The sequence below is a fragment of the Streptomyces sp. NPDC042102 genome, from assembly GCF_055582305.1.
Genome location: NZ_JBVJDL010000001.1, coordinates 1,482,537 through 1,493,403, shown reverse-complemented (window position 1 = coordinate 1,493,403; position 10,867 = coordinate 1,482,537). Strand labels below are relative to the sequence as shown.

The 10,867-nt window shown below is 75.9% G+C and carries 11 protein-coding genes; 5 read left to right on the top strand and 6 right to left on the bottom strand.

The features are described 5' to 3' along the window. The first annotated feature begins 16 nt into the window (after positions 1-16). Complete coding sequence (locus ACZ6KO_RS06115; protein ID WP_469300578.1) at positions 17-748, top strand: NUDIX domain-containing protein; 732 nt, start codon at positions 17-19, stop codon at positions 746-748. A gap of 44 nt (positions 749-792) precedes the next feature. Here ACZ6KO_RS06115 and ACZ6KO_RS06110 read toward each other — a convergent pair whose 3' ends face one another. Next, positions 793-927 (bottom strand): hypothetical protein, encoded by a 135-nt coding sequence (locus ACZ6KO_RS06110; RefSeq protein WP_469300576.1) that lies wholly within the window; start codon positions 925-927, stop codon positions 793-795. Positions 928-1,199: 272 nt separating this feature from the next. After that, positions 1,200-2,792 (bottom strand): IucA/IucC family protein, encoded by a 1,593-nt coding sequence (locus ACZ6KO_RS06105; protein WP_469300574.1) that lies wholly within the window; start codon positions 2,790-2,792, stop codon positions 1,200-1,202. A 106-nt stretch (positions 2,793-2,898) separates the two neighbouring features. On the opposite strand from ACZ6KO_RS06105, the gene ACZ6KO_RS06100 reads away from it, so the two are divergent. Next, positions 2,899-4,401, top strand: coding sequence for an IucA/IucC family protein (locus ACZ6KO_RS06100; protein WP_469300571.1), 1,503 nt, complete (start codon positions 2,899-2,901; stop codon positions 4,399-4,401). A 140-nt stretch (positions 4,402-4,541) separates the two neighbouring features. Here the strand turns inward: ACZ6KO_RS06100 and ACZ6KO_RS06095 are convergent, their stop codons facing one another. After that, positions 4,542-5,153 carry a TetR/AcrR family transcriptional regulator gene (locus tag ACZ6KO_RS06095; protein WP_469300569.1) on the bottom strand — a complete coding sequence of 204 codons (612 nt, stop codon included), beginning with the start codon at positions 5,151-5,153 and terminating at the stop codon, positions 4,542-4,544. A gap of 96 nt (positions 5,154-5,249) precedes the next feature. Between ACZ6KO_RS06095 and ACZ6KO_RS06090 the strand changes: the two genes are divergently transcribed. Then, the gene (locus ACZ6KO_RS06090) at positions 5,250-5,699 is read left to right on the top strand and encodes a nuclear transport factor 2 family protein (protein WP_469300567.1); all 450 of its coding nucleotides are present in this window, start codon (positions 5,250-5,252) and stop codon (positions 5,697-5,699) included. Next, positions 5,696-6,625, top strand: coding sequence for an NAD(P)H-binding protein (locus ACZ6KO_RS06085; RefSeq protein WP_469300565.1), 930 nt, complete (start codon positions 5,696-5,698; stop codon positions 6,623-6,625). The genes ACZ6KO_RS06090 and ACZ6KO_RS06085 overlap by 4 nt, the downstream gene beginning before the upstream one ends. Before the next feature lie 140 nt (positions 6,626-6,765). Here ACZ6KO_RS06085 and ACZ6KO_RS06080 read toward each other — a convergent pair whose 3' ends face one another. The 3 genes from ACZ6KO_RS06080 to ACZ6KO_RS06070 form a co-directional block, all read right to left on the bottom strand. After that, the gene (locus ACZ6KO_RS06080; protein WP_469300563.1) at positions 6,766-7,350 is read right to left on the bottom strand and encodes a DM13 domain-containing protein; all 585 of its coding nucleotides are present in this window, start codon (positions 7,348-7,350) and stop codon (positions 6,766-6,768) included. A 165-nt stretch (positions 7,351-7,515) separates the two neighbouring features. Next, positions 7,516-8,097 (bottom strand): TetR/AcrR family transcriptional regulator, encoded by a 582-nt coding sequence (locus ACZ6KO_RS06075; RefSeq protein ID WP_469300561.1) that lies wholly within the window; start codon positions 8,095-8,097, stop codon positions 7,516-7,518. A gap of 103 nt (positions 8,098-8,200) precedes the next feature. Beyond that, a complete protein-coding gene (locus ACZ6KO_RS06070) occupies positions 8,201-9,091 on the bottom strand; it encodes an SDR family NAD(P)-dependent oxidoreductase (RefSeq protein ID WP_469300559.1) in 891 nt (296 codons plus the stop codon). 231 nt (positions 9,092-9,322) lie between these two features. Between ACZ6KO_RS06070 and ACZ6KO_RS06065 the strand changes: the two genes are divergently transcribed. Then, positions 9,323-10,867, top strand: coding sequence for an FAD-binding oxidoreductase (locus ACZ6KO_RS06065; RefSeq protein ID WP_469300556.1), 1,545 nt, complete (start codon positions 9,323-9,325; stop codon positions 10,865-10,867).

The window sequence follows — 10,867 nt, the reverse complement described above, 5'->3', positions numbered from 1 at the left end:
TTGCTAGCCTCCGCCGATGGCTGAAGAAACCCGCACACTGGCCGTCCGGTTCGAGGCGGGGGCGCTCACCCTCCACGAGGCGCGGGACGAGCACGGCGTCTACTACGCGATCCCCGGTACGGCACCCGGGCCCGCCGGACCGTCCGTGGCCCTGCCGCTCGCCCGGGCGCTGCACGCCCGGATCCGCCCGGTGGGCTCGGCCGAGACCGTCCTGCGCGGCTGGTCGCAGGGTGCGCCGCCGCGCGAGGTGGCCCACCACGACCCGGCGGCAGCGGAACCGCGCCGCATCCGGGCGGGCGCCATCGTCATCCGGGACGGCGCGATCCTGCTGATCCGGATGACGGACGACCAGGACCCCGACTTCGCCGGTCCGGACGGGGCGTGGTTCGAGATCCCGGGCGGGGGCGTCGAGGCGGGCGAGACCCCGGTGGCCGCGGCGGTCCGTGAACTGCGCGAGGAGACCGCGCTGACGGGCACCGTCGTACGGGAGGTCGCGCGGGTGTGGCGCGACCGCAACCGGGAGCACTACTACCTGCTGGACGCCGAGGGGGAGGTCGGCCCGGCGGCGAGCCTGGACACGTACGGCGGGACGCCGGTGTGGGTGCCGGTGGCGGACCTGCCGGGCGTCGCGGTGTGGCCGCGCCGGCTGGCGTGGCGGATCGCCCACTGGCACGGGGCGGGCTGGCCGGCGTATCCGGCCGAGCTCGCCGACAGCATCCGGGACCTCGGCGCGCCCTGCGACTGGTAGCCGCACTCGTAGCCGCGCTGCCTGCCCGGAGACGGCGCGGGCGGTCAGGGGGTGGCGGCGACCGTGAGTGGGGCGCCGCCGACGAGTATCTCGGGCTCGGTGGCCGCCATGACCACGTGCCCGCACGGCTGGAGGGTCACCTCCACCGGCCCGCCCCCGCGCCCGCTGCGCCAGGACACCCGGCTGGCCTGCGCTTTGCAGCGAGGACAACACGGCATGGCGGCGACGCTCTTCATGGTTCCCCCTCGGTGCGAAACGGCCGGTGGGCGCACTCTGTCACGGGGACCGGGCCGTGCCGAGTGCTGTTCCCGAATCGAAACCCGAATCGAAACCCGCCGTCGGCCGTCGGCGACGGCGCTCCCCCGTAGGCCGTACCCCGCCGGACCGGGTCCCCAAGCGCGCGGGGCGCGACGGCCGGCGCCGGACGCGCCCGACGCGACGGCCGCGGACCCTACGCGCGCAGCGGATTGGGCAGCGGCAGGTAGCGCGCGTCCGCGCCGTCGGCGCGGGTCCAGCGCAGCAGGAGGTTGGTCTTGCCCGGCAGGGCGGGGGCGTCGAGCAGGGTGGGGATCTCGGGCAGCGGATGGCGCGCGTGGTGGCGCAGGAACGCGGCGCGGACCGCCGGCCAGAGAGCGGGGGCGAGGGCGGGGTGGTGGTCGGCGAGGGTGGCGGCGATCTCGCTCAGGTGGTTGACGACCAGGCAGTAGACCAGGCGCTCCCACGCCGCCGGCCGCGCGGTGTCCGCGAGGAGTTTGACACCCTCCGCGTCGCGGAAGAGGGCCTGGACGGGGAGGCCGGACGGGTCGACCGCGATCAGGGTGTTCTGGGCGTGGGCCTCCAGCACGACTCCCTGGGCGAAGAGGTCGAGAGCAGGGGGTATGACCTGGTGGAGGTACGCGTCCCACCACGCCGCCGGATCCGCGGCGCCCGCGAGCGGGCTGCCGGGGAAGTCCTCGGCCAGCGCGGCGGCCAGCAACGGGGTGGCGCCCGGCAGGACATGGCCGTGCAGGCCGTCACGGACCATGACGGCCAGTTCCTCGAACGCGAACGCCGCCGTGCGGTAGCCGCGGTCGCCGAGCCAGGCGGCGGTGGAGCCGGTCCGCTCGCGCAGCCCGGCGAAGGCGGCGGCCACCGCCCCGTCCGTCCGGCGCAGGGCGAGCAGGTCGTGCCGCCACAGCCGGCGCACGTCGTTGGTGATCCGTACGTCCAGGCTGAACTTCAGGAAGAGGTCGGCCGCCCCGGCGTCCGGCACGTAGAGGGTGCGCAGCGAGGCCGTGGGGTGCACCGGGCGGGCGCCCGCGCCCAGCCGCAGCAGGCGGCCGTCCTCGAACGCCGGGTGGGGGCCGAGCAGGGCCAGTTGCCACGGGTGCGCCGGGAGCAGCCGGTAGCCGTCCGGGGCGGGCGGCGCCCCGAACCGGCCGGCGAGGGCGTCGAGCGGTCCGGTGGCCGGCGCGCCGCCCTCCTCGACGACCTGGTCCTCGCGCAGGGCGAGGAAGGTCAGCGGGAAGGCGGCGTGCGCCTCCGGCGCGTACGGCAGCCAGGCCGCCGCCGGGCCACCGCCCCGGGTCTTGGGGGCCGGGTGGTACGGGTGTCCCAGCACCAGGGCCTGTTCGGAGCGCAGGTACGGGTCGGCGGGCGCGGTGGCCGACGCCCGGGCGGCCAGCAGCGCGGCGACGGTGGCGTGGCTGTCGGCCATCTCGGCGAACAGTTCGTCGTTCGCCACGCCTGTCAGCAACCGCAGCTCCTCGCAGGCGAGTTCGAGGAGCTCGGTGTGGCTGAGCGGGTGCCAGCCGGTCCCGGTGCGCAGCCGGGCGCGGGTGGGGCGGCGGCCACCGGTCACCCGCAGCAGCCGCCCGCTGGCGCGCAGCCGGTAGGTGCCGTCCGCCGCTCCGGACGCGCCGGACGCGCCGGGGCGTTCCGCGGGCGTCGCGGCGGCACCGGGGTCGGCGGGGTCGGGTCCGGCGGGGTCGGCCGCCTCCCGCAGCAGGCAGTTGAGCAGCGGTGCTGCGGCGTAGGCGTCGGGGTTGAGGTCCACGGAGTCCATTCGGCGTGCGGTGCGTTCTCCGTACGATTATTGCCTGATCATGGAGTGATGTGCCGGGCCGATCAGACGAGGGAGCGCCGTCCTGGACCGCAGGGTTGACCTCACCATGGCCGAAGAGGCCGTCGCCGCCGAGCTGGGCGTGGTGCGTCCGGCGCTCGCCGGGGCGTACGCCGCCGCGCTGCCGGGCGCGCGGGCGGCCGTACTGACACGGCTGTGGCGGGCGCTGGCGTACGAGCCGCTGCCGTGGGTCGTGGCCCGCGAGCGCGGGCGCGGCGGTCTGGCGCTGACGCTGGCGGACGGGGCCCGGCTGGAGGGGCCCGCGCCCGATCCGTACGCGACGGCCGCGTACGTGGACGGGGTCGCGCTGGACGGGCGGACCTACCGGCAGGCCGCGCGGCTGATGACCGCGCTCGCGGTGCCGCACGGGACGGCGTTCGCGGCCGAACTCGACGACAGCACCGCCTCGCTGGCGCTCTCCCGGGCCGGCCGGGCGGGTGCGGACGGGGGCGACCTCGGGCCCCCGGCCACCGGCTGGCAGTGGGAACAGCGGGTGGTGGACGGGCATCCGTACCATCCCAACTGCCGCTCGCGGCCCGGGTTCTCGGTCGCCGAGCAGCTGGCGTACGCGCCCGAGCACCGGCCCGTGGTCGACCTCGGCCTGGTCGCCGTGGACCGGGAGGAGTGCCTGGTCGGCGGTGAGTGGCCGGAGCGGCTGCGGGACGGGCGGCGGTTCCTGGTGCCGGTGCACCCGTGGCAGGCCCAGCACGTCCTCAAGACGACGGGCGCCGAGGCGGGGACGATCACCGCGCATCCGCTGATGGCACTGCGCACGCTCGCGCCCGACGACGGCGGCCCGCACGTCAAGACCGCGCTCAGCGCCCGGCTGACCTCGTCGGTCCGCGACATCTCCGTCTACTCGATCGAGACGGCGGCGGCCGTGTCGGCCTTCGCCGAGACGCTGGCCGCCCGGCTGGAGGGGCGGCTGCACATCACCCGCACCCTCGGCGCGGTGTCCGCGCACAGCCCCGATCTGGCGGCGGTACTGCGGGAGCCGCCGGAGCGGTACGCCGCCGCGGGCACCGGGGAACGGGTCGTCCCGGTGGCGGCCCTGGCGGAGACGGGCCTGCCGGGGTCGGCGGCGTGGCTCGCGCGGTTCGCGCGGCTCGCGCTGGGCGTGGGCCTGCGGGCGCTGGAGCTGGGCGTGGCCCTGGAGGCGCACGGCCAGAACCTGCTGGTCGTCCTCTCCCCCGCGGGCGAGCCGCTGCGGCTGGTCTACCGGGACCTGGCCGACATCCGGATCAGCCCGGCCCGGCTGGCCCGGCACGGCATCCCGGTGCCCCCGATCTCCGGCCGCCTGGTCACGGACGACGAGACGGTGCTGCGGCGCAAGCTGTTCGGCTCCCTGGTCGCCGGCGCCCTGGGCGCGACGGCGGGCTCCGCGGCCGCGCTGGGCGCCGCGCTGTCGGCGGCCGTCGACGTCCTGCCGCGCACGGCGGACACCGAGGCGCTGCTGTCGGAGCCGCTTCCGGTCAAGGCGCTGACGCTGATGCGGCTGAGTCCGGGCACGCCCGGGGACCAGTGGACGGACCTCGGCAGTCCGCTGCCGTGAACGCGCCGCGCGGGATCCCGGTATGACGGCCCGCCACGGCACCGACACCGACCTCGTGGCCCGCGCGGCGCACACGTCGGCCTCGCGGCCCGCGCGGCGCCCGGCCGGTGTGACGGGTGGTGCCCGGCCGCTGGCGGCGGTCAGGCCTCGCCGGCCGCTTCGCGCCCGTCGCCGGCGGCCAGGACCGTGGCCGTGAAGCGCGCCAGCCCGTCCCGGATCTCCTCGCGCGGCACGCGCTTCTCGCCGGCCAGGTACGCCACCAGGTCGGCCCGGGTGGCGGCGAGCAGCGCGTGGGCGGTGAAGTCGCTGTCGGCGTCCGGGCCGGGGATCCGCCGCAGCAGGTCCCGCAGCAGCGTGTGCCACTGCTCGTAGTGCTCCGCCCGGTACGGGCTGTCCGCGCCGGTGCCCTCCAGGGCCTGCGCGAGGTGGCGGTTGTCGAGCTTGAAGCACAGGACGGCGTCGAGCAGCGCCGGTACGCGCTCACGCGGTGGGGTCGCGGGCCCGAGCGGCGCCGGGCCCTGCTCGACGGCCTCCCGCAGCGGTTCGAGCCGGGCGGCGCAGAGTGCCTGGATCAGCCCCGTGCGGTCGCCGAAGGCGCGGAAGAGCGTGGCCTTGCCGACACCGGCCTCCGCCGCGATGTCGGCCATGGTCACCTCCTCGGGTCCGGCGCACCGGGCGAAGAGGGTGTCGGCGGCGGCGAAGACGGCCGCGCGGTTGCGGACCGCGTCCTTGCGGGGCTTGCGTTCGGCCATGAGGTGTCCTCCCCGGTTGCGAAACGGACCGCCGGTCCGTATCTTCACCAAGAGAAACGGACCGATGGTCCACATCGTACGGGACGGAGTATCCCCATGCCCGCAGCCACCCCCCTCCCCACTCCCTCACCCTCACCCTCGGACCTCTACCGCCACGGCCTGCGCCTGCTCCTGGACAAGGACATCGCCTCCTGGGTCGGCCTGTGGTCCGAGCACGGCTCCATGGAATTCCCCTTCGCTCCCCCCGGCTGGCCCGGGCGGCTGGAGGGGCGGGAGGCCATCGGCGCCTACATGCGCGACTACCCCGACCACATCGACCTGCACGACTTCCCCGAGGTGCGGATCCACGAGACCACCGACCCGGAGACGATCGTGGTCGAGATGCGCGGCGTCGGCCGCGTGGTGGCGACCGGCGGCCCCTTCGACATGAGGTACATCGCGGTCGTGACCGTGCGGGACGGGCGGTTCGCCGCCTACCGCGACTACTGGAACCCCCTCGCCGTCCAGGAACCCGGCGTCGACTTCATCACGGAGGGACCCCGATGACCAGCACCGCCACCACCACTGCCGCCACTTTGGTCACGGGCGCCACCGGCACCACCGGCCGCCGGACCACCGCGCAGTTGATCGCCGCCGGCCGGCGCGTACGGGCCGCGAGCCGCGGCGCCACCCCGCTCCCGGACGCCGACCCGGTCCGCTTCGACTGGTACGACCCCGCCACGTACGACGACGCCCTCGACGGGGCCGACCGCGTCTACCTCGTCCCGCCCATCGGCGACCCGGACCCGGCCACGGTCATGCTGCCCTTCCTGGAGCGGGCCCGCGCCGCCGGCGTGCGCCGCGCCGTACTGCTGAGCTCCTCGGCCATCCCCGAGGGCGGCCCGGCCGTGGGACAGGTGCACCGGGCGCTGCCCGGCCTGTTCGGCGAGTGGGCGGTCCTGCGGCCGTCCTGGTTCATGCAGAACTTCACGGGGACGCACGCCCACGCCGACGGCATCCGCGCCGACGGCGTCATCCGCACCGCGGCCGGGGCCGGCCGCGTCGGGTTCGTCGACGCCGACGACATCGCCGCCGTCGCCGTACGCGCCCTCACCGACGACCACGCCCCCGACGCCGGCCTGGTCCTCACCGGCCCGCAGGCGCTCAGCCACGACGACGTCGCCGCGGTCCTCACCGAGGTCACCGGCCGTCCGGTGACCCACCAGCACCTGACGTACGAGGCCCTGCGCGACCGGCTGGCCGCGTTCATCCCCGTCGAGTTCGCCACCCTGCTCGCCGGCATGGACCGCGCCATCGCCGAGGGGGCCGAGGACCGTACGACGGACACCGTCGAGCGCCTCACCGGCCGCGCGCCGACCGGCTTCCGCGCGGTCGCCGCACGGGAGCTGTCCGTGCGGGAGGCGTCCGCGGGCGAGGGCGCCGAGGGCGAGCGGGCCGGCCGACCGACGGCGGGGACCGGTCCGGCCCGGTAGGGCGGCACACCCGGGCCATGTGAACGCGCGCCTCGCGGGCGGGCACTTCACGCGCATGGAGGCCCGGCCCTGACAGCGGTCCGGCCCTTCCCGGTGGAGTGACGCCACCGGGGAGGGCCGGACCTGCGCGGAAGGGCGGGCTACGCCGTGGCGAGCTCGGCCGCGCCGAAGGAGACGTCGAAGCGGTCGCACCAGATGGAGACGCTGGTGTACTCGGAGAGCTTCACGTCGGCCGGGATGGTGTAGTTCTGGTCGCCCTTGTTGCCCTTGAGCTTGCCCAGGCTGATGTGCTTGCCGTCGTCGAAGACCCGCCAGCCCGCGACGCCCTCCTTCACCGGGGCGTCGGTGAGCAGGACCCGGAGGTCCGGGCCGTTGCTGGTGTCCAGGTTCTCCAGACGGAGGGTGTGCGAGCCGTCGGCGAGGCGGACGATCTTCACGGAGCCGGTGGTGGTGTGCTCGTGGCTGATCAGGGTGCCCTGGGAGAGGGTCTGCGGGCCGCTGGCGGCGCCCGGCTCGGCCACCGGGGCGCCCGAGGCACCCGAGCCGCCCGGCGGGGCCGAGGAGGCAGCCGCCGGGGCGGCGGCGCCCGGCAGGGCCTCGCTGATCGTCTCGTTCTGCCAGAGCTTCCACGGCTGGAACCAGTACAGGCCCACTCCCGCGAGCACCAGCGCGACCAGCACAGCCCCGATCACCAGCGGTCCGCGACGCTTCCCGTTGCCTGCCACCGTTCGTCCTTCCGTAGACGCCTTTCCTTACGTCTCGATTCAAGCGGGACGGCCGCCCCCGAGACCAGCGAAACCAGATGACGAATCCCTTACGTGCGGGCGCGCGACGGCGCGGGGCCGCCCGCCCGCGCCGTCACGGCACACACCGTTGCGGTGCGACACGACCTAACGGGCCGGTGCGGCGCGCAGGCCCTCCAGCAGGGTGGACAGGTAGCGGTGGGCCGTGTCGATCCGGTCGGCGGGGTCGCCGCCGTGGACCTGGACGGCGTACGCGATGCCGCACATCAGCGGGACCAGGTCGCCCGGGGCCAGGTCGGGGCGGACCGCCCCGGCCGCAACGGACCGCTGGAGGAGCGCCCTTCCGGCCGACCACAGGGAGTTCTTGAGCTCCGTGGTGCGCGGCAGGGCGTCCTCGGGGGCGGCGGTGACCGGGGCCAGGGAGGCGTCGCCGACCTGCGCCTCGACGGTGCGGGTCAGGAAGTCCTCCAGCGCCCGCCAGGGATCGGCGGCGTCGGCCAGGGCCCGCTCGCCATGACCGACCAGGGCTTCGAGGCAGGGCGTGGCGACGGTCTCCAGCAGCGCCTCGGGCGTGGCGAAGTGCCGGTAGACGGTGCCGACACCGAGCCCGGCGCGCCGGGCGACATCGTTGAGCTGCAACGGCGTCCCCTCGTCCACCAGGGCCCGGGCGACGGCGACGATCCGGTCCCAGTTGCGGGCGGCGTCCTTGCGCAGTGGCGTCGTCGTCATGGGGACATGGTAAGGGGATAGCCCATCCGGATGACTCATCTGTCCGCCCACATGGGCCCCGCCCCCGCCCGTACCGGTATCGGCGCCCGGCCCGTACGGCGCCTCAGGCGGCCCCGAGGGGCGCGTGCCGTTCGCTGAGCCGGCGGACGGCTGCGGCGACGCGGCGGTCGGTGGCCGCGCGGAAGGGGGCCACCGGGCTCGCCTGGGCGCCGATGACGACGCCGGTCCGGCCCGCCAGGGCGTCGTCGGTGGCGGCGACGATCGAGGGCCTGGCCGCCACGGACGCCGGACCGGACGTCGAGCGCGCGAACGTGCGGCGCACCAGCGGCCAGAGCAGCCGCAGCGCGGGCGAGACGATCTTCGGGTCGGTCAGGGTCCCGTTGGTCATGTCGGTCGCCGCGCCCCCGGGGTCGGCCGCGAAGACCGAGACGCCCGTGCCCTCCAGGCGTGCGGCCAGGTCGAGCGTGTAGGCGAGGTTGGCGAGCTTGGCGCGGCCGTACCAGTGGAATCCGTAGTAGCCGCCGGGCGGCTCCACGGCGTCGAACACCTTCTTCGCGACCCCGACCGCGCCCGAGGTCACGTTCACGATCCGGCTCGGCGCGGCGGCCGTCAGCGTGGGCAGCAGCAACTCGGTCAGCAGGTACGGCGACAGGTGGTTGACGACGAACGACGCCTCGACGCCGCCCAGGTCCCGGCGCGCGGCGAACATCGCCCCGACGTTGTTGACCAGCACCGTCAGCGGGTCGCCGGGGGCGGCATGGTCGGAGGCGAGCCGGTGGGCCAGCGCGCGCACCTCGTCGAGCGAGGCGAGGTCGGCGGCCAGGAACCGCGCGGGGTGCGCCGGGCCCGTCGCGTCGATCCGCTCGACCGCACGGGCACCCCGGCCGGCGTCACGCCCGACCACCGTGACCGCGTACCCGGCGGCGGCCAGCCCCAGCGCCGTCTCCAGGCCGATCCCGGCCGTTCCGGCCGTCACCACAGCTGTTCTCTTCATGACCCGTCCACTCCCGGCGAAAATTCGGATAGCCCATCCGGTTACTTGCCCCGACCGTAACACAGATCCGGATTGACTATCCGGTTAGTGTCCGGGTGGCCGGCCCGTCGGCCGGACCGTGGGCCCGCCCCGGCCGTTCAGGCGTGGACGTGGGCCGTTCGAGGGAGTTCGGCACCGGTCCCGGGCCCCGCCGCCCGGGGATCGGGGCGCGCGGCGGGCGTACTGGGGGTCATGCGTCCGTCTCGCCGCCAGGTCCTCATGGGCACCGCCGCCTTTGTCTGCGCCGGCCCCGGCGGGGGCGCGGGAGCCCGCGCGGCGCCCGCTCCGGACGCGCCGGACGCCACCGGCGCCCGTACGGCGGACTTCGCGGCGCTCGCGCGCTCCCTGGACGGCCGGGTGGTCCTGCCCGCCGACACCGAGTACGCCGAGGCGCGGCAGCTGTTCCAGCCCCGCTACGACACGGTGGCGCCCGGCGCGGTCGCCTATCCCGCGCACGCCGAGGACGTGGCCGCGTGCCTGGCCTTCGTCCGGCGGACCGGCGTGCCGGTCGTCGCCCGGGGCGGCGGACACGGGTACGCGGGCTGGTCGACCGGCCCGGGCCTGGTCATCGACGTCGGCGCGCTGGCGTACGTGGCGGCCGGGAGCGCGGGCGCGGTGCGGATCGGGGCCGGAGCGCGGCTCGGGGACGTGGGCGCGGCACTGGCCGGCCACGGCAGCGCCATCCCCACCGGCCTGTGCCCCTCCGTCGGGATCGCGGGACTGACACTGGGCGGCGGCCTGGGCATCTCCAGCCGGGCGTACGGCGCCACCTCCGACCAGCTCACCGGCGCGCGCCTGGTCACCCCCGACGGGGTCGTGCGGGAGGTCGACGCCACGCACGACCCCGAGTTGTTCTGGGCACTGCGCGGCGGTGGGGCCGGGAACTTCGGTGTCGTCACCGAATTCCGCTTCCGCTCCCACCCGGTGACCGACTGCGCGCTCGCCGAACTGCACTGGCCGTGGCGGGACGCGGCCGCCGCGCTGCGCGGCTGGCAGCGCTGGCTGGCCGCACTGCCCGATCCGTTCTGGAGCCAGGTCGAGTTCGTGATCGAGTCCGGCCGGCGGCCCGACGCGGCGGTACGGGTGGTCTGCCTGGACGGCCGGGCGGAGCTGGAGCGGCAGCTGACCCGGCTGGCCGACCTGATCGGCGTACCGGCCCGGGACAGCCATGTGACGGTGCGTCCGTACGCCGCGACGCTGCGGGCGCTGGCGGGCTGCGAGGGGCGCGCCGCGGCCGAGTGCCGGCTGCCGGGGCAGTTGCCCGGCCGGGATCCGCGGGGCCGGCTGGGCCGGGACTCCTACGCCGCGCGCTCGGACTTCTGGCCGGCGGCGGGCCTGCCGGAGCCGGCCGTCGACGCGGTGCTGGACGCGATCTCCCGGTACGCGGCCGGCGGGCGGGGCGTGGTGCAGTTCGACGGGGTGTGCGGTGGGGCGCTGAACCGGGTGGGCGCGCGGGACACCGCGTTCGTGCACCGCGACAGCGGTCTCCTCGCGCAGTACCTGGCGTACTGGCCCGCGGCCGCGCAGTCCCGGGAGACCGGCCGGCACCAGGCCTGGCTCGACGACCTGTGGACCGGGCTGCGGCCCTGGGCGAGCGGGGGCGCGTACCAGAACTACGCCGATCCGCGGCTCGCCTCCTGGCGCCAGGCCTACTACGGCGTCAACCTGCCCCGCCTGGAGCAGGTCAAGCGCACTGTCGATCCTGACCGGATGTTCAGCTTCCCCCAGGGGGTCTAA

Bases quoted from the DNA above. Each gene is read 5' to 3' on its own strand.
- ACZ6KO_RS06115 (WP_469300578.1), top strand. From the start codon at position 17: ATGGCTGAAGAAACCCGCACACTGGCCGTCCGGTTCGAGGCGGGGGCG.
- ACZ6KO_RS06105 (WP_469300574.1), bottom strand. From the start codon at position 2,792: ATGGACTCCGTGGACCTCAACCCCGACGCCTACGCCGCAGCACCGCTG.
- ACZ6KO_RS06100 (WP_469300571.1), top strand. From the start codon at position 2,899: ATGGCCGAAGAGGCCGTCGCCGCCGAGCTGGGCGTGGTGCGTCCGGCG.
- ACZ6KO_RS06095 (WP_469300569.1), bottom strand. From the start codon at position 5,153: ATGGCCGAACGCAAGCCCCGCAAGGACGCGGTCCGCAACCGCGCGGCC.
- ACZ6KO_RS06090 (WP_469300567.1), top strand. From the start codon at position 5,250: ATGCCCGCAGCCACCCCCCTCCCCACTCCCTCACCCTCACCCTCGGAC.
- ACZ6KO_RS06085 (WP_469300565.1), top strand. From the start codon at position 5,696: ATGACCAGCACCGCCACCACCACTGCCGCCACTTTGGTCACGGGCGCC.
- ACZ6KO_RS06075 (WP_469300561.1), bottom strand. From the start codon at position 8,097: ATGACGACGACGCCACTGCGCAAGGACGCCGCCCGCAACTGGGACCGG.
- ACZ6KO_RS06070 (WP_469300559.1), bottom strand. From the start codon at position 9,091: ATGAAGAGAACAGCTGTGGTGACGGCCGGAACGGCCGGGATCGGCCTG.
- ACZ6KO_RS06065 (WP_469300556.1), top strand. From the start codon at position 9,323: ATGCGTCCGTCTCGCCGCCAGGTCCTCATGGGCACCGCCGCCTTTGTC.